Source organism: Halomonas sp. JB37, from assembly GCF_002332255.1.
Classification (GTDB): Bacteria; Pseudomonadota; Gammaproteobacteria; order Pseudomonadales; family Halomonadaceae; genus Vreelandella; species Vreelandella casei.
On record NZ_NRGW01000001.1, the window covers coordinates 3,563,538 to 3,581,780 of the forward strand.

The window sequence follows — 18,243 nt, forward strand, 5'->3', positions numbered from 1 at the left end:
ATCACGTGAATCGAGGTTACCTTATTTTTAATTAAGACTCACGCGAACGAACTTACAACATATCAACACTGGTGGCCGCCGCCTCAGCTTCCTATAATGGCAGCCAATTACATGATGCGGCCGTTCAAACGCCGATCTTTTTATTCTCTCCAGGGTGCTCTTTGTTCATGACGTTTCTTCGAACCCTTATTGTGTCGCTATTTTTTCTCATCGTGTCATTGGTCGGCGCCACCGTGCTGGCCGTGGTGGCTGCGGCTATTTATTTTGCGCCGGGCTTACCCGACGTTCGTCAACTGCAGGACTTTGAGCTGCACACTCCGCTGAGAATCTTTACGCAAGACGGTAAGCTGATTGGCGAATTTGGTGAGGAGCGGCGCGTGGCGGTCGACTTCGATGAAATTCCGCAGGATATGGTCAATGCCTTGGTCGCTGCCGAAGACACCAACTATTTTGATCATGCCGGCGTCGACCCTCGTGGCTTAGCCCGGGCCGCAGTGGAGCTGGTTAGCAGTGGTGGGTCTATCCAGTCAGGCGGCTCGACCATCACCATGCAGGTCGCCCGTAACTACATGCTGACACTGGATCAAACCTTTACACGTAAGATTCGTGAAATTCTGCTGGCGCTGCAAATGGAGCAAGTGCTCAGCAAAGAAGAAATTTTCGAGCTTTACGTTAACAAGATTTTCTTGGGCAACCGTGCCTATGGCATCGCAGCTGCCTCTGAAACCTACTACGACAAGCCACTGGCTGAATTGACTCTCGCGCAAACGGCGATGATTGCGGGGTTACCCAAAGCGCCCTCTGCGTTCAACCCTCTGGCGAATTCAGAACGCTCGCTTATTCGACGCAACTGGATTCTCTTTCGCATGCGCGAGTTAGGCTATATCGACGAGAGCACCTATCAATCGTCGGTTCAGGATCCGGTGACTGCCCGCCGTCACTACACGCAAACCGAAGTTGATGCTGACTACGTTTCAGAAATGGCGCGTCAGTACGCGGTTGAGCGCTTTGGCGATGACGCCTATACCGGCGGCTACCGCATCTACACCACTATTAATAGCGAGCTACAGCCCTTTGCTCAAAAAGCACTCGCCGATGGTCTGACCGCCTATGACCTGCGCCATGGCTGGCGCGGGCCAGAGCAGCGTGAAATTGCTGCCAGCTTAGTCGAAGCGCAAGAGCAAACCGCAACTCAAGGCCTTGAAGAGGAGCTTTCTGAGTCACCCGAAATTCGTCAAACCGCCCGCCAGGCCGCCCAGCGTAGCCAAACGGAAGTCGAAGGGATTGATGGCGACGTCAGTAACTGGGTTCAAGTACTTGAACGCACGCCCAACTACGGCCTGCTGAAACCCGCCATCGTAGTAGAAAGCAGCGGCCGGGAAATGAAAGTACTTACCCGCAACGACGGGCTACAAACGGTCCCATGGGCGGGTTTAAGCTGGGCACAAAAGTACCTTAGCCCACGCGGCCGTGGGGCAGAACCCAGCTCGGCGGATCAAATTGCCGTCCGTGGCGACATGATTCGCGTGATTAAGAATGAAGATGGCTCACTGCGTCTTTCTCAACGCCCGGATGCCGAAGGCTCGCTGGTCGCCCAAGACCCGCGCACCGGCGCGATTCTCGCGCTTCAAGGTGGCTTTGACTTTAACGCCAGCAAGTTCAATCGCGCGGTACAGGCTCAGCGCCAGTCAGGCTCTATCTTCAAGCCATTCATTTATTTGGCGGCCCTTGAAGATGGCGAAATGAATGCCGCAAGCGTGGTCAATGACGCGCCGGTAGTACTCGACGACGGCAGCAACTCTTTATGGCGCCCGGTGAACTCTAGCCGAGACTTCCAAGGGCCGATGCGATTACGCCCTGCGCTGGCTCGTTCACGCAACCTAGTGACTATCCGCGTCCTGCAGACGATGGGCTTAGATCACACGATTAACTACTTGGAAGGCTTCGGTTTTGCGCCAGGCCGGTTGCCACACGGATTGGCTTTAGCGCTAGGCAGCGCGAGCTTAACGCCCATGGAGATGACCAACGCCTACGCCGTTCTTGCCAATGGCGGCTTCCAAGTGGCGCCCTGGTTTATTGAACGCGTTACCCGCAACGATGATCGCGAATTGATTGATGAAGCGACGCCTCAAGTGGCTTGCCCAAGCTGTGCAGAGGATCAGGAAACGGTAGAAATTGATGGCCGCGAATACCCCATCGCCAAACGGGTAGCCGACCCGGCCGCCGTTTATATTCTGCGCGACATGCTGCGTGACGTTATCACCTCGGGCACTGGCCGCGGTGCACTAAGCCTGAACCGTGAAGACATCGTGGGCAAAACGGGCAGCACGAACAGCCTGCGCGACGCATGGTTCGCGGGCTTTAACAGCGATCTCGTCACCACGGTGTGGGTCGGTAAAGACAGCAACGAAACCCTCGCTGAGTATGGTGCCGGTGCCGCCTTACCGATTTGGGTAGAGTTCATGGGTGATGCGCTGGAAGGCACGCCGCTTGCCGTGCCAGAACGCCCTGATACGATTGTGACTGCGCGCGTTGATCCGGATACTGGCCGTCGCTTAACTGACGACCAGCCAGGCGGCCTCACCGAGCTGTTCCATCGTGATCACTTGCCGGACTACCAGCAGCGCCGCATCAGTCGCGAGCTGGAAGAAGCCAGTGGCTCGCAAGGCTCAGGCACAGCAGAGTCAATCTTCTAACGCTAGCGGATAATCCCTACGCCACGGCGCAATAGCGAAAAGGCCCGGAGAGAATATCTCCGGGCCTTTTTTTATTACTTACTCAGCGTCTTTGCGGCTATCGCCATTAGTTATTAGCCATTAACGACAGGCGCTTGCGGCTGGCGCTTACTGGCCAGCCAGTTAGCGCCAATTACCACAATCATCACCACAACACCGGCAATCTCGGTCATCAGGTTAGGATAGAAAACGCCAATAATCGCCGCCGTAATCGCCAGGCGAGGTAGCCACGACATACGGGTAAACAGATACCCTTCCAAGGCCGCTGCAAAAGCACCTAATGCCAGGATGGCGATGATGCCGTTCCAGATGACAACGGGCACAGGCCCACCCATGATGATTTCCGGGTTGAACACCATAAACAGCGGAATCAGGTACAGCCCTTTGGCAAACTTCCACGCCTGGAAGCTCGTTTCCATCGGTTTACTGCCGGCTATCGCCGCCCCGGCAAAACCTGCCAAGGCGATGGGCGGCGTCACGTTAGAGTCCTGGGAGTACCAGAACACCACCAGGTGAGCGACCAGCAGCGGGATCCCAAACTCCTGGGTAAGCGCCGGGCCAACTAGCACAATCAGCACGATGTAGCTCGCCGTTACCGGCAGGCCCATGCCTAGTACTAAGCTTGCCAAGAGCACCATCAGCAGCGCGAGCAGGATATTGCCGCCAGAGAAGGCCAGCATCATCGACGAGAATTTCAGGCCTAAACCGGTTAAACCCACAACGCCAACGATAATACCGGCAACCGCGCAGGCCATTGAGACGGACACCGCGTTGCGCGCACCGAGTTCTAAACCTTCAATAAGCTTGGCAAATCCCGCGCGGATAACGTTTTTAATCGACGTCGACGTTACCGGCTGACCCTGGCTCGGCGCCACAAAGAAAAACCACAGCGCATAGCGCAGTACCGCCACGGCTACCATGGTGACCACCGCATAGTAGCCCACGCGCATAGGCGACATACTCAGCGCCAGCAGCCAGACCAGCACGGCTAGCGGCAGCAAGAAGTGCCAGCCATCTTTCAGAACTTGGCGCATCTGCGGCAGCTCTTCTTTCGGCAGCCCCTGCATGCCTTGCTTAAGAGCAATGATGTGGACAAACAGATAGACCGTCGAGAAATACATAATCGCCGGCAAAATACTGACTTTCACAATGTCCAAGTACGGCGTATTGGTGTACTCGGCAATCAAGAAAGCACCCGCTCCCATCAACGGCGGCATAATCTGCCCACCGGTTGAGGCCGCGGCTTCAATCCCCCCCGCCTGTTTGGCTTTGTAGCCCAGTTTTTTCATTAGCGGAATAGTAAACGCGCCGGTGGTAACAACGTTGGCAATCGCGCTGCCGGAAATAGACCCCATGCCCGCAGAGGCTAGCACCGCAGCCTTGGCCGGCCCGCCGCGCTGGCGACCGGTGGCGGCATACGCCATGTCTATAAAGAACTTACCCGCACCGGTACATTCCAAAAAAGCGCCAAACAGTACAAAGATAAAGATATAGGTGGCCGCCACGCCGAGCGGCAGGCCGAAGATGCCCTCTTGGCCCAAGTAAAGCTGGCCAGCCACGCGGTCAATGCTATAGCCGCGATGTTCCAGGATGCCCGGCATCCACTCGCCCAGCCACGGCAGCTCGCCCCGCGGCCCGGCAAAGGCATACACAATGGCAATCAAGCCGATCACGGTCATGCCGAAACCCACCGCGCGGCGGCTCGCTTCTAGCACCGTCACGGTCGCAATACAGGCGACCAGAATATCGGTACTGCTCCAAAAACCTGCTCGGCTGAAAATCTCATCCAGGTTGAACACTAAATAGCCGCCGGTGACGATCGCCCCGGCTAGAAATACGAGATCAACTCCCCACCCAACGACGCCACGTTTACTGGTGGGGCCAAAGGCTGGAAACATTAAAAATGCCAGCATCATGATCAATGCCAGGTGAATACTGCGCTGATAAAACAACCCTAACGGCTGGATACCTGCGGAATACAGCTGAAAAAGGGAAAGTCCCACCGCCACAATGGTGATCAACCACAGCACCATGCGGGGTTGAATCACATTACCGCCTGGTATTACGGTCGGCGGTTGATTGGATTCGTTCATGAAGTCCTCGGAAGCGTTAACTAATGTCGTTTTTATTCACGCGGGGAGGCGTGAGGAGCGGCTAGCTGAATGGTCACGCGCTGCCCAGCGGCGAGGGCGCTCAAGCTTACCTGAGGATGCTCGCCGTCTGGCCACACCACTCGATGATTGACGGCAGGCGAGCCGACTCTCAATAGATAGCGATTATTGGCGACAGGCTCGTCAATCGCATTAATCCAGTAACCACCTTCACCGTCTGAGACCTGCTCTCCACGGCCAAAGATATGCCCAAGCCCTGCAGCGAAGTCAGGTTGATGGCTACGTTCTAACTGCATCACGCCTGCCGCATTTCGATAGCAGTCAAGTACGGTGAAGTGCTCAACAGAGTGCTGCCACTTAATACACCAGCGGCCGCCAAGAGGGACCGTTTCATCCACCAAGACGTCGCCTTGTTCGGTTGTCACTGCTAATCGCATAAACGCCGTCGCCGAAGCGGGGGAAGCCCCCACTTCGGCGAATGGTAAACATGCAATCAGTAGCGCCACCAGTCGATGTTGCCACTGCATGGTGGTGTCCTTTAGCCGTTACGGACGCAAGCGATCCGGGATATCAGCGCCAACTTCTTCGAAATAACGCAGCGCACCTGGGTGTAACGGCACCGGCGTAGAGTCCATAGTGAACTGAACGGTGGTGTCATTAGCCGCAGGGTGAACAGCAATTAGCTCGTCGGTGTTTTCAAACAGCAGTTGGGTAAGCTGATACGCCAACTCTTCGTCCATATCGGCATTAACCACCAATACGTTAGGAATACCGATCGTCTGAACCGCTTCATCCATGCCGTCATACATACCAGCGGCTAGCTCATAGGGTGCAAACACCTCTTCTTCTGCCTGCGCGTTAGCGATCTCTTCGTCAGAGAAGCCAATAAGACGAATATCACGCGTGGCGGCTAGATTAAGAATTGAACTGGTGGGCGGCCCTACGCTCCAGAAACCAGCGTCGATATCGCCATCGCGAATAGCATCGGCGGTTTCATTGAAGTTAAGGCGCTGAGGCGTAAAGTCTTCATAGTCAACGCCATTGGATTCAAGCAACGCACGCACATTAAGCTCAGTGCCGCTGCCCGGTGCGCCCACAGAAACGCGCTTACCGGCCAAATCTGCAATCGATTTAATATCCGACTCTGCTAGCGTAACCAGCTGCACGGCATTGGGATACACAGAGGCCAGCGCACGGGTATTTTCGACCTGACGCCCGTCAAAGTCACCGGTACCGGTGTACGCCTGATAAACCGTATCAGCCAGCGCCAGCGCTAAATCCGCGTCGCCGCGCATGATCAGCCCCATATTCTCAACCGACGCGCCAGTAACTTCCGCCGTCGCCTGAGCCCCTTCGATATGGTTATTGATCATTTCGGCGAAACCACCGCCGATAGGGTAATACACGCCGCCGGTGCCACCGGTCGCAATTGAAAGTTGTTGGGCGCTAGCGGGTAGCGCGACCGCGAGCAACGATGCGGCAGCTGCTGTGGTGTATAGAGAGCGTAGAGTTCGCATGAGCATTTCCTCCGTCCTGCTTGGACTTATAGGTATGGTTGACGATAAAGGAGGTTTTGGAGCCCCAGCGCCTGCCGGGCAATCAAACGGCTAAGCAAACGCGGTGGAGGAGAAGTTAGCACGGCTTAAGCGTTAGATGCTAATTGGCCATTATTAACGTTTAACGACATCACAACGCCCACAACCGCGAGCAATGTCAGCATGGTCATCAGAAATAATCCGCCGACAACAATACTGAAATACGTTAGTAATCTCTTAACCTCTGCCAAATAGTTAATATTTATTGATAATAGCTGACAATCTTTCACAATGTACCGCTACTCGCTCAGGAGCCATACTGAAATGGAACCCGATAGTCAAACGCCAACCTTTAAGGAAAAAAACATTAGCGCGCCAAGCGGTCCCCGTCAAAATTTAGCCATCAGCGCTTATCGTCAGCTTAAGCATGACATTATTCGCGGCTGCTATGCGCCGGGACAAAAGCTGTTAATGACACACCTTAAAGAGCATTACGGCGCGAGCACCGGGCCGCTGCGCGAAGCGCTCTCCCAACTGGTGGCAGACCGCCTAGTGGTGGCGATTAGCCAGCGGGGCTATCGCGTGGCTCCGATGTCGCTGGCCGAGCTCAACGATATTTACGATGCCCGTGCCCAGATTGAAGGGCTGATTCTGCGCCTGGCCATAGAGCGCGGCAACGACGACTGGGAAGCCACGGTGCTGGCTACCGCTCACCTATTAGCGAAAGTCACCGACATCAACACGCCCGATGACCTTCTCGAAATCTGGGACCAGCGCCATAAAGCCTTTCACACCGCGATTGCCAGCGGCTGCAACTCCCCTCACCTGCTGCAGATGCGCAACACGCTGTTTGATCAGGTAGAGCGCTACCGCCACCTGTGGCTGCAAGAAACCGTGATGTCGCCCCAGGCGTTAGAACTTAAGCGCCAAGAGCACTCAGCGCTGGTGGATGTCATCTTAGCCCGCGACACCGCTCAGGCCGGCACCCTGATGCGCGACCACCTGATGACACCGGTTCCGATTATTACCCGCGTTCTCAAAGCGCGCGGCATCGAATAAGCATGTCGGTTTAAGCGTGTCACTTCCAAAATAAATTCTGCGTTTTAAAAAAATGTAGATATTTTAAATTAACGGCGATACATTGGCCTTATGCTACTTTGCAGCCAATCCATTGCTGTGGGCGATTTATAGCGCCTGCATAACGAATCGAGGAATTTACGCCATGACGCATTTTAACTGGGACGACCCGCTGCTACTGGAACAACAGCTGACGGACGAAGAGCGCCAGATTCGTGATGCAGCCTATGATTACTGCCAAGAAAATCTTCAGCCCCGCGTGCTAACTGCCTTCCGCGAAGAGCGCTTTGATCGTGAAATCATGAGCGAGATGGGCGAACTTGGCCTGCTTGGTGCCACCGTTTCCCCAGAGTACGGCGGCGCGGGCGTTAACCACGTCGCGTATGGTTTGATTGCTCGTGAAGTTGAGCGCGTTGACTCTGGCTACCGCTCAGCCATGAGCGTGCAGTCTTCGCTGGTGATGTACCCCATCGAAACCTACGGCTCTGAAGAACAGAAGCAAAAATTCCTGCCCAAGCTTGCCAGCGGCGAGATGATTGGCTGCTTTGGCCTGACCGAACCCGATCACGGCTCAGACCCGGGCGGCATGATTACGCGCGCAGAGAAAGTCGACGGCGGCTATCGCCTAACCGGCGCCAAAATGTGGATCACCAACAGCCCTATTGCCGATATCGCGGTGGTATGGGCCAAGTCAGCGGCTCACGACAACCAGATTAAAGGCTTTATCGTTGAGCGCGGCACTGAAGGCTTCAGTACGCCCAAAATTGAAGGCAAAGTATCGCTGCGCGCCTCGATTACCGGTGAGATCGTACTAGACAACGCCTTCGTTCCTGAAGAGAACCTGCTGCCTAACGTCAGCGGTCTGAAAGGCCCGTTTGGCTGTTTGAACAAAGCCCGCTACGGCATCGCTTGGGGCGTCATGGGCACCGCTGAGTTCTGCTGGCACGCCGCGCGTCAATACACGCTGGACCGCAAGCAGTTTGGCCGTCCGCTGGCTGCTAATCAGCTCATCCAGAAAAAACTGGCCGATATGCAGACCGAAATTACCCTGGGTCTACAGGCAGCGCTGCAGGTTGGCCGACTGATGGATAGCGGCAACTGGGCGCCGGAAATGGTCTCGCTGATCAAGCGTAACAACTGCGGCAAAGCGCTGGATATCGCTCGCCAGTCCCGTGACATGCACGGCGGCAACGGTGTTTCCGACGAGTACGGCGTCATTCGGCATATGGTCAACTTAGAGTCGGTGAATACGTACGAAGGTACTCACGACGTGCATGCCTTGATTCTAGGCCGTGCGCAGACGGGCATTCAGTCGTTCTTTTAATAGACTTAGGCTTAATAGAACTCTGAACAATAGCCTTTAATCGTCATTAGCCAAGGAAGCAGCTGTTATGAGCAAGCCTCTATTAAGCGAGCCAACCAAGCCTCTGGCCGGGATTAAAGTACTCGATATCTCTCGGGTGCTGGCCGGGCCATGGTGCGGACAAATGCTCGCGGACATGGGGGCGGATGTGATTAAGATTGAGCGCCCGGGCAGTGGTGATGATACCCGCCACTGGGGCCCTCCTTGGCTGGCTGGCACAGAAGAGTCGGCGTATTACCTGTGCGCTAACCGTGGCAAGCGCTCAGTAACCGTCGATATGGCCAAGCCCGAAGGCCAAGCGGTGATTAAGCAACTTGTCGCTCAATCGGATGTGCTGATAGAAAACTTTAAAGTGGGCGGTTTAAAGCGTTACGGCCTGGATTACGCGAGCCTGCAGGCATTAAACCCCAAACTGATTTACTGCTCAATTACCGGTTTTGGTCAGGAAAGCCCCTACGCCCACCGCGCGGGCTACGACTTTATGATCCAAGCGATGGGCGGCATAATGAGCCTGACGGGTAAGCCAGACGATGAACCCGGCGGCGGCCCGGTCAAAAGCGGCGTAGCATTTACCGACATTTTTACCGGGCTTTATGCCGCCAACGCGGTGCTTGCGGCGCTTTATCAACGCCGTGATAGCGGCGTTGGCTGCCACATTGATATGGCGCTCATGGATGTGCAGGTCGGCGTGCTCGCCAATCAGGCGCTTAACTATCTAACCTCGGGCAATGTGCCTCAGCGATTAGGTAACGCTCATCCTAATATCGTGCCCTATCAAGCCTTTGCTACCCAGGACGGCCATATTATTGTCGCTGTGGGCAATGACGAACAGTTCAAGCGCTTTTGTACCGTGCTTTCACTGCCAAGCTTGGCTGAAGACCCGCGCTTCGCGACTAACGGCGCACGGGTTAACCAGCGCGCATTGCTGGTTCCACAGCTGGAAGCGGCACTGGCCCAACGCGGCACCGATGAATGGCTCGCTGCCTTTGAAGCGGTAGGCGTACCCTGCGGCCCGATTAATACGCTAGACCGAGTATTTGACGACCCCCACGTCAAAGCTCGCGGGCTTAAGCAAACCCTGCCCCACGCCCAGGCAGGCCACGTAGATTTGGTAGCCAACCCCATTCGTTTCAACGGTAAGCAAATGAGTGCCTCAACGGCGCCACCGCACCTGGGTGAACATACCGAAAACGTATTGGATGAGCTCGGCATTACACCAGAGCAGCGCACCGCTCTTCGTGAGGCGGGCATTATTTAGCCCGCACTGATGAAATATCTTCCCCTTTGTGGCGCCTCACCAGGCGCCTTTTTTGTGTCTATTTGGGCATGCAACCATTATCGGTAAAAAAATTAATTATACTTTAATAAAAAACATATACATAGCGCATGAGTGGTGTGATTTATTGTCATGAAGTGGCTGCGTAAGATAGATTTACCGTCAATTTGCGCTACCCTATTAGTGTTGTAATGTGCTCATCAATCTATCCGTGACGAACCTATTTTTGGGCGGCGGAAAACAAGTAATATCATGCAAGGGAGAAAACATTGGCTCATTCCAATCCCTCTCGCGGTTCTGGCGGATTTTTCGCCAAATTCGTGGGGGTTATAGTTGCACTTGTCGGTCTCGCTCTTGGCGGCGGCGGGCTCTATCTGGCAATACTCGGCGGCTCCTGGTATTACCTAATCGCCGGTGCGGCAACGCTCGTAGCTGGGACTCAGCTGATCCGAGGGCACGTGTCCGGCGCTTACATTTTCGCGCTTGTCTTTATTGGCACTTTCCTTTGGGCCGCGTGGGAATCGGGACTTAACTACTGGCGCTGGATTCCCCGCCTGGATGTTGTATTGATCCTGGCCATTCTAGTTGCCTTAGTGGCCCCTTGCCTAAGAGGTGGTCCCGGGCGCAAATCCAGCTTCTCCGTTGCGGGCGTGATGGTATTGGGACTGATCATAGCCGGCGCGTTGGCATTCCTACCCGGCCGTGGTTATCAGCACTTTGCCGATGTACCCGCAATGGCAGAAGGCTCGCTGGCGACTGACATGGGCGATGCCCAACCTGCAGATGCCCCCGCTGACGAGGACTGGGTTGCCTACGGCCGTGATTCCGCTGCGACGCGCTACTCTCCGCTCGAGCAGATCAACCCTGATAACGTAGGCGATCTCGAAGTGGCCTGGGAATATCGCACTGGCGACTTACTCGACCACCGGTGGGGTGCTGAGACAACACCACTAAAAATCGGTGATAACGTCTTTCTGTGTACTTCGCGCAACATTTTGATTTCTCTTGATGCAGCCACTGGTGAAGAGAACTGGCGCTACGATCCGGTAGTTTCTGAAGACTCCATCCCCTACACCGCCGCTTGCCGGGGTGTGACCTACTACGAAGTGCCCGAAAACTACGCTGCTCCGGAGAGCGATGATAACGCTGCCAGCCAGGGTGAGCAGATCGCGGCCGGTGGCGAACAGGAAGATGGCGAAGACAACGCGCCACAGGACGAAACGCCGACTCCCGTCGCCACCAATGACGATCAGGCCTGCCGCACGCGCATTATCTCCGGCACCCTAGACGGTCGCCTGATTCAGGTCGATGCCGCTAACGGCGAGCCCTGTACAGATTTCGGTGACAACGGCCAGGTCGATATAAAGCACAATATGGGCGAGACGCCACCAGGCTACGTTGCCATAAACTCGCCGCCTGTCGTCGTCAACGATGTCCTTGTGACAGGACACCAGGTGCTCGATGGCCAGCGTCGCTACCCACCCTCCGGCGTGATTCAGGGCTATGACGTGGTGACCGGCGAGCAGCGCTGGGCCTGGGATGCAGGTCGCCCCGACCAGAGCGAACCGCTGACCGGTGATGAAATCTATACGCGCGGTTCGCCCAACATGTGGACGATCGCCGCCGGTGATAGCAGCCTAGGGTTGGTCTATCTGCCGATGGCCAATGCTGCCGGCGACTACTGGAGCAGCTCGCGCACCGAAGAAGAAAACGAGTGGGCAGCGTCCATGGTCGCTCTTGACGTGGAAACGGGCCTGCCTGCATGGCATTTCCAAACGTCTCACGTTGATGTCTGGGATTATGACCCAGGCTCCCAGCCTACAATGATCGACTTCCCCACCGACAATGGTAATGTGCCAGCGCTGGTGATGCCGACCAAGCAAGGCGAGATCTACGTCTTCAACCGCGAGACTGGTGAGCTGCTGGGCGGCGGTGCGGAAGAGCGCCCGGTACCGCAAGGTGGTGCCGAGCCCGAGATGCGCAGCGAAACGCAGCCCTTCTCGCTGTATGCTACGTTGCGTCAGCCGGATATCACCGAGAAGGACATGTGGGGCATGTCGCCCTTTGATCAGCTTTTCTGCCGCATTCAGTATCGCCAGGCAAGCTGGGAAGGTATGTACACCCCGCCGACTGCTGACCAGCCTTGGGTTCAGTACACCGGCTATAACGGTGGCTCCGACTGGGGTAGCGTTGCGATCGACCCGCGCCGGGGCGTGATCATTGCTAACTACAACGACATGCCCAACTATAACGAGCTGGTGCCGCGTGACGTTGCCAATGAGCGTGGCTGGGTTCCGCGTGAAGAGCTGGATGAAGATACCGGCGGCGCCGAAGGTGCGGGTGATCCGCAGGCCAACACGCCCTATGCGATCAACGTGAACGCTGGCTGGCGCGTGCCCTTTACGGGGATGTTGTGTAAGCAACCTCCTTATGGTCATATCCGCGCTATAGAACTTGCGACCGGTGACACGCTGTGGGATCGACCGTTCGGTACCGCGCGTGCCAATGGCCCTTGGGGCATCCGTTCCGGCCTACCGATCGACATAGGCACGCCCAATAACGGTGGCTCCGTGGTCACGGCCGGCGGTTTGATCTTCATCGCTGCGGCAACTGATGATCTTATCCGGGCAATCGATATCGAAACGGGTGAAACCGTGTGGCAAGCTGCGCTACCTGCGGGCGGCCAGGCCAACCCGATGGTTTATGAAGCCAACGGACGACAGTATCTGGTGATCGTGGCGACGGGCCACCACTTCATGGAAACCCCCACCGGCGACTACGTGATCGCCTACGCTCTGCCGGAGCAAAGCGATTCCTGATCGCTCACTTCGCTAGCGGTAACACGAGATCGCCCCGACCAAATGGCTGGGGCGATCTCTTTCATGGCAAACCTTTTTCGCCGAAAAGCGTGAACAACTACTCAACCGTGCTCAACGGCGAACAAAGAGCAAGCCTGTCGCTTTTGCATACTATATACGTGCTCTATTACCTACTATGCTGAAAGAACAACCCTCATCAACAGGAAATGAGCTATGAGCAGTAATGCCGAACTCAACGAGCTAAAACATAAATACGTTGCCGCGGGCGCCGCGAGCCCGGCGACGGCCTTTGCCGATCGTGCTGAAAATGCTGAAATCTGGGACGCTGACGGCAACCGTTTTATCGACTTTGCAGGCGGCATTGGCGTGCTCAACGTAGGCCATCGCCACCCTAAAGTGGTCGCCGCGGTTAAAGCCCAGCTTGATAAGCTAATGCACACCTGCCAGACGGTTATGCCTTATGAAGGCTACGTCAAAGTCGCCGAAAAGCTCAGCCACCTCGTTCCGGTACGTGGCCATGCCAAAGTAATGCTGGCTAACTCCGGCGCCGAAGCGCTGGAAAACGCCGTTAAAATCGCGCGCGCCGCTACCGGTCGCTCCAACGTGATTTGTTTTGACGGCGGCTACCATGGTCGCACCTTCTTCACGATGGCGATGAACGGCAAGGTGGCGCCGTATCAGAGCGACTTCGGCCCAATGCCGGGCACCGTTTTCCGCGCACCCTATCCAGTGCCTTACCACGGCGTTAGCGAAGACGAAGCCATTCGCGGCTTAAAGATGACGCTAAAAACGGACGCCAACCCCAAAGACACTGCGGCGATTGTGCTTGAACCGGTACTCGGTGAAGGCGGCTTTTATCCGGCATCCACCAGCTTTTTGACCAAGATCCGTGAAATCTGCGATGAGCACGGCATTTTAATGATCATCGATGAAGTGCAGTCGGGCTTTGGCCGCACCGGTAAGATGTTTGCCATCGAACACAGCGGCGTTGAGCCAGACATCATGACCATGGCCAAGAGTATGGCCGACGGCATGCCGATCTCTGCCATAGTGGGTACCGATAAAGTGATGGATGCCTCTGGCCCTAACTCCCTAGGCGGCACTTACACCGGCAGCCCGACTGCCTGCGCAGCCGCGCTGGCGGTGATGGAAGTGTTTGAAGAAGAGAACATTCTTGAGAAGAGCCAAGCCTTGGGCGAGAAGCTTTCAAAGCGCTTCACCGAGTGGGCAGGCAAGTTTGAATGCATCGACCACGTGCGCAACATGGGCTCAATGGCGGCGTTCGAACTGGTATCGAATAAAACAGACCACACGCCGAATGCCGAGCTGGCCGCAGCGCTGTGTAAGAAAGCCCGCGAAGAAGGCTTGATTCTGCTTTCCTGCGGCATGTACGGCAACACTATCCGCTTTTTGATGCCGGTCACTATTGAAGACGACGTACTCAACGAAGGGCTGGATATTATTGAGTCCTGCTTGGAGTCGCTGACCTAAGCGCTATTAGCGTACAAGCAAATGCCGCCCAAATCTGGCGGCATTTATTTTTTAACGCGGCCGGCGATCGCCTTCAATAAAATTCGCCGTAAATACCGCTTTACCGTGGGTCTCAAACGACCACTTCATCACCTCACCCAACGCCGTCATCACAGCATCGAACTCCCCAAATACCTGAGTGCTCATACGGTTCAGGTGTACTTCTAATCCAGTCGCTTCCAAGCGTTTGACGACTTCTTTTACTACCGGCTTAAAATCATCGGCCAGTGGGTAATAGCTAAGCTGTACGGAAAGATACATAACGCCTCCTTACGTGGCTCTTTACATAGTATGTGACGTTTGCCCGACGCTGGATAAACGCTGCCAGGCCGCCAAAATGGCGGCACGGGTTTCATCCGGATGCTCCATCGGGAACATGTGCGTACCCGAAACCTCGCTTACCGTTAGGCCCTTGCGCTTTAAACGCTTGATGCGCGACGCCGTTAACAAGTGTGACTCTGTGCCCGCCACTAATTCTATCGGCACGCCCAGCCGCTTGGGCAGCCGCGAAAGGTGGTCAGGCAGGTGGCGAAAAATTTCCACCTCAATCTCCGGATTAAACGTCAGCTCCGCGCTGCCGTCATCTAACAACCGCGTCCCTGCTTCAATGTAGTCGTTGAGCGCTTCCGGGGTAAAGCGGCGAAACAAGCCTCGGCGACCGAGTGAGCTGGCCATTATCTCGCGGCTGGGCCACGCGGTGCGCCGCCCCAGGGTTTTACCGGCAGGCGTGACTCGATCAATAAATCCAAACCGCTTGGCGGCTTTCATGGCCCAAGCATCCGTTCCGAGCATCAACGGAGGGTCGAGCATGATCACACCGCAAAAGCGCTCAGGCTGCTTATCCGCAGCCATGGCCATCAAGGTACCACCCAGCGAATGGCCCACGCCTAGCAGCGGCGTATCGCCTTCCGGCAGGTAGCTAAGCAGCTCATCCACCAAATTACCCCAGTTATGATTAACGGGGTAATCCGGATGGTGGCCCAGGCGGTCTACGGGATGAAGATCAAACGTTTCTGCCAGCGGGTCTAGCAGGCTGCGATAACTTAGCCCTGGAAAACCATTGGCATGGGCAAACACTAAACGTGGGCGTGAAGTCGTCTCAGCAGGCATGGCATGGCTCGTCGATAAGAGTAAATCAGCAATGGCTTGGCCATCTATCATATGTCTGTTTTATCCTGCCCCTCACAGAGCGTCAATCCACATAAGTGTTAACGTGCTAATTAAAATAGCGGCAGCTGATGCTCTTGACTGCTTTCCGCCAGCCGATACCCCACGCCCAGCAGGCGTACCGGGCGTTCACCGCGGGCCCAGCCAATCTTCAGTAAGGTTTCAAACTGGTCAAGATTAGGCGCTGGGTCGGCATGTTCGACGGTGGTTTGAGTGAAATCGCTAAATTTTACTTTAACGATCAGTCCTCGCACCGCCAACGGCGGGTCAAGACGTGCATAGCGCCGCTCTAAATCCTCGATCAGCGCGGGCAGCTCACGACGGCAGGCGTCGAGATTAGGCAAGTCTTGTGCGTAGGTTTGCTCGGTACTGACCGATTTACGCTCACGGTGCGTTTTCACCGGCCGCTCATCTCGCCCCCAGCTTAGCTCATGCAGGCGCCGGCCAAAGCGGCCAAAGTGTTCGACAAGTTCGGTCAGTGAGCGCGTGCGTAAATCGGTACAGGTTTGAATACCAAGCCCGGATAGCTTTTCTGCCGTGCGAGGGCCAACGCCGTGAATTTTCTTGACCGGCAGCTGCTGCACAAAGCTATCAACTTCATCCGGCGTGATCACACATAGCCCGTTGGGCTTGTTCCAATCGCTGGCGATTTTAGCCAGAAACTTATTGGGCGCTACCCCTGCCGAGACCGTAATGCCTACTTCGCGGCTAACCCGCTCGCGGATCGCTTCTGCCATGAGCGTTGCGCTACCGTGATGCAAGGTGATGTCTGAAACATCCAAAAATGCCTCATCCAAAGACAGCGGCTCAATCAGCTCAGTGACGTCGCGATAAATCGCGAAAACTTGGCGGGCAACCTCTTTATATTTGGCCATATCGCCGCGAATTACGGTCAGATGCGGGCAGCGCTTGAGCGCCTGCCCCATCGGCATGGCCGAATGGATACCAAACACGCGAGCGGGATAGTTACAGGTAGCGACCACGCCGCGCTGCTCAACGCTGCCGCCAATGGCAATCGGAATGTCTCGCAGCGCGGGGTTATCGCGCATTTCCACCGCTGCATAAAAGCAGTCACAGTCGCAGTGAATAATTTTGCGCACCGGCTACCCTTCCAACTGTAAAAAAACACAGTTTACCACAAGAAACGCCAGCTCAGGTGCCGCAAAATGTCCTGAGAACCTGCTCGTTTTCTGTGGCAGGCGCCGCTAAACGGCGGGCTTCAACCGACCCATCAAACGGCTTCGTTACCACCGCCAACAGAGTGTGGAACGGTGCAAAGTCACCGTCGTAAGCAGCATTGATCACTTCCTGAACTCGGTGGTTACGAGGAATAATGACAGGATTGGCACGCCGCATCGCGGTAAGGCGCTGGCTATCTTGGCTGGCGCTCTGCTCGGCCTGCCATGTCTCTAGCCAAGCGGTTAACTCGTTAGGCTGAGTCGTTAGCGCCAGCAGCGCCTCACGGTTCTCATTACTCAAAGAGCAAGCGTAGCGAGTAAGCGCATCAAAAGTCGCGGTCATATCCATGCGCCCCTGATGCATATGGCTTTCGAGGCCTTTCATCAGCGGCACTGCCTGCTCGCTTTCTGGTGAGAGGCCCAGTTTGTCAGCATCCAAGCGGCGCTGCTCTTGTTGAAATAGCGTATCGAAATGGCGAAGTGCGGCAGTGGCCTGCTCTACCAGCGCATCGCCCTGCTCATTCATGAGCGGCAGCAGCGTTTCAGCAAAGCGAGCCAAGTTCCACTGCGCAATCGCGGGCTGATTGGCAAACGCATAGCGCCGCCCTTGGTCGATAGAGCTATACACTTTTTGCGGATCAAACTGCTCCATAAACGCACAGGGGCCGTAGTCGATGGTTTCACCGGCAATGCTGCAGTTATCGGTATTCATCACGCCGTGGATAAAGCCGACGCTCATCCAGCGCGCAATCAGCAGCGCTTGGCGGGCGACCACCGCCTCTAATAGCGCTAGATACGGATCTTCCGCACTGGCGGCATCCGGGTAGTGGCGGGCAATGACATGATCCGCCAGCGCTTTTATTACGGCACCGTCTCGACGAGAGGCGGCAAACTGAAACGTGCCCACGCGAATATGGCTGCTCGCCACGCGAGTAAATACCGCCCCAGGTTCAGACATCTGCCGCGCCACTCGCTCGCCGCTAGCTACCGCTGCCAGTGCACGTGTGGTTGGTACGCTCATCGCCGCCATAAACTCGCTGACCAGATATTCACGCAGCACGGGGCCTAGCGGCGAACGGCCGTCGCCACCGCGGGAAAACGGCGTACGGCCGCTGCCTTTTAGCTGTACATCGCGGCGTACACCGTTCTTATCAACCACTTCTCCCAACAACAGCGCACGGCCATCGCCCAGCTGCGGCACAAAGTTGCCGAACTGATGGCCCGCATAGCCCAACGCGCCCGGCTTAGCACCGGGCATGGGCTGATTACCGCTGAACCATTGGGCTAACGTGGCAGATTCAGGCACTTCTTTAGCGCCCAGCATCTGGGCAAGTGGGGCATTAAAAGCAATCAGTTCAGGGTGAGCCACGGGCGTTGCCTGGCTTTCAATCCACAAGGGTTCAGGTAACGTAGAATAGAAATGTTCGAATGACAGCACGATAGGCTCCGCTT

General features: G+C 55.9%; 13 protein-coding genes. 6 read left to right on the top strand and 7 right to left on the bottom strand.

Annotation, left to right across the window (positions count from 1 at the left end; translation table 11 throughout):
* The first annotated feature begins 167 nt into the window (after window positions 1-167).
* Entirely contained in the window at window positions 168-2,696 is a 2,529-nt protein-coding gene (locus tag CIK78_RS16540) for a PBP1A family penicillin-binding protein (RefSeq protein WP_096282003.1), read from the top strand.
* Between the two features lie 113 nt (window positions 2,697-2,809).
* Here CIK78_RS16540 and CIK78_RS16545 read toward each other — a convergent pair whose 3' ends face one another.
* The 3 genes from CIK78_RS16545 to CIK78_RS16555 are packed head-to-tail and all read right to left on the bottom strand — an operon-like array spanning window position 2,810 to window position 6,363.
* On the bottom strand, window positions 2,810-4,828 hold the full coding sequence (locus CIK78_RS16545) for a TRAP transporter permease (RefSeq protein ID WP_096282004.1): 2,019 nt from the start codon (window positions 4,826-4,828) through the stop codon (window positions 2,810-2,812).
* A gap of 32 nt (window positions 4,829-4,860) precedes the next feature.
* The gene (locus CIK78_RS16550) at window positions 4,861-5,373 is read right to left on the bottom strand and encodes a DUF1850 domain-containing protein (RefSeq protein WP_096282005.1); all 513 of its coding nucleotides are present in this window, start codon (window positions 5,371-5,373) and stop codon (window positions 4,861-4,863) included.
* An 18-nt stretch (window positions 5,374-5,391) separates the two neighbouring features.
* A complete protein-coding gene (locus CIK78_RS16555; protein WP_096282006.1) occupies window positions 5,392-6,363 on the bottom strand; it encodes a TAXI family TRAP transporter solute-binding subunit in 972 nt (323 codons plus the stop codon).
* Between the two features lie 342 nt (window positions 6,364-6,705).
* Between CIK78_RS16555 and csiR the strand changes: the two genes are divergently transcribed.
* From csiR to gabT, 5 genes are all read left to right on the top strand, one after another.
* Window positions 6,706-7,440 carry a DNA-binding transcriptional regulator CsiR gene (gene csiR / locus CIK78_RS16560; protein WP_096282007.1) on the top strand — a complete coding sequence of 245 codons (735 nt, stop codon included), beginning with the start codon at window positions 6,706-6,708 and terminating at the stop codon, window positions 7,438-7,440.
* A gap of 163 nt (window positions 7,441-7,603) precedes the next feature.
* Entirely contained in the window at window positions 7,604-8,782 is a 1,179-nt protein-coding gene (locus tag CIK78_RS16565; RefSeq protein WP_096282008.1) for an acyl-CoA dehydrogenase, read from the top strand.
* 67 nt (window positions 8,783-8,849) lie between these two features.
* Window positions 8,850-10,079, top strand: a complete 1,230-nt coding sequence (locus CIK78_RS16570; protein ID WP_096282009.1) for a CaiB/BaiF CoA-transferase family protein — start codon at window positions 8,850-8,852, stop codon at window positions 10,077-10,079.
* Window positions 10,080-10,366: 287 nt separating this feature from the next.
* On the top strand, window positions 10,367-12,916 hold the full coding sequence (locus tag CIK78_RS16575; RefSeq protein WP_096282010.1) for a membrane-bound PQQ-dependent dehydrogenase, glucose/quinate/shikimate family: 2,550 nt from the start codon (window positions 10,367-10,369) through the stop codon (window positions 12,914-12,916).
* 213 nt (window positions 12,917-13,129) lie between these two features.
* Complete coding sequence (gabT, locus tag CIK78_RS16580; RefSeq protein WP_096282011.1) at window positions 13,130-14,407, top strand: 4-aminobutyrate--2-oxoglutarate transaminase; 1,278 nt, start codon at window positions 13,130-13,132, stop codon at window positions 14,405-14,407.
* Window positions 14,408-14,458: 51 nt separating this feature from the next.
* Here the strand turns inward: gabT and CIK78_RS16585 are convergent, their stop codons facing one another.
* From CIK78_RS16585 to CIK78_RS16600, 4 genes are all read right to left on the bottom strand, one after another.
* On the bottom strand, window positions 14,459-14,707 hold the full coding sequence (locus CIK78_RS16585) for a YkoF family thiamine/hydroxymethylpyrimidine-binding protein (RefSeq protein ID WP_096282012.1): 249 nt from the start codon (window positions 14,705-14,707) through the stop codon (window positions 14,459-14,461).
* Window positions 14,708-14,728: 21 nt separating this feature from the next.
* Entirely contained in the window at window positions 14,729-15,556 is an 828-nt protein-coding gene (locus CIK78_RS16590; RefSeq protein WP_096282427.1) for an alpha/beta hydrolase, read from the bottom strand.
* Between the two features lie 110 nt (window positions 15,557-15,666).
* Window positions 15,667-16,713: a DNA polymerase IV gene (dinB, locus tag CIK78_RS16595; RefSeq protein ID WP_096282013.1), complete on the bottom strand. Its 1,047-nt coding sequence runs from the start codon at window positions 16,711-16,713 to the stop codon at window positions 15,667-15,669.
* A 52-nt stretch (window positions 16,714-16,765) separates the two neighbouring features.
* Window positions 16,766-18,229 carry a YdiU family protein gene (locus CIK78_RS16600; protein ID WP_096282014.1) on the bottom strand — a complete coding sequence of 488 codons (1,464 nt, stop codon included), beginning with the start codon at window positions 18,227-18,229 and terminating at the stop codon, window positions 16,766-16,768.
* Window positions 18,230-18,243 lie beyond the last annotated feature (14 nt).

Excerpts from the sequence above, each read along its gene's own strand:
- CIK78_RS16540 (WP_096282003.1), top strand. The coding sequence starts at position 168 with ATGACGTTTCTTCGAACCCTTATTGTGTCGCTATTTTTTCTCATCGTG.
- CIK78_RS16545 (WP_096282004.1), bottom strand. The coding sequence starts at position 4,828 with ATGAACGAATCCAATCAACCGCCGACCGTAATACCAGGCGGTAATGTG.
- CIK78_RS16550 (WP_096282005.1), bottom strand. The coding sequence starts at position 5,373 with ATGCAGTGGCAACATCGACTGGTGGCGCTACTGATTGCATGTTTACCA.
- CIK78_RS16555 (WP_096282006.1), bottom strand. The coding sequence starts at position 6,363 with ATGCGAACTCTACGCTCTCTATACACCACAGCAGCTGCCGCATCGTTG.
- csiR (WP_096282007.1), top strand. The coding sequence starts at position 6,706 with ATGGAACCCGATAGTCAAACGCCAACCTTTAAGGAAAAAAACATTAGC.
- CIK78_RS16565 (WP_096282008.1), top strand. The coding sequence starts at position 7,604 with ATGACGCATTTTAACTGGGACGACCCGCTGCTACTGGAACAACAGCTG.
- CIK78_RS16570 (WP_096282009.1), top strand. The coding sequence starts at position 8,850 with ATGAGCAAGCCTCTATTAAGCGAGCCAACCAAGCCTCTGGCCGGGATT.
- gabT (WP_096282011.1), top strand. The coding sequence starts at position 13,130 with ATGAGCAGTAATGCCGAACTCAACGAGCTAAAACATAAATACGTTGCC.
- CIK78_RS16585 (WP_096282012.1), bottom strand. The coding sequence starts at position 14,707 with ATGTATCTTTCCGTACAGCTTAGCTATTACCCACTGGCCGATGATTTT.
- CIK78_RS16590 (WP_096282427.1), bottom strand. The coding sequence starts at position 15,556 with ATGCCTGCTGAGACGACTTCACGCCCACGTTTAGTGTTTGCCCATGCC.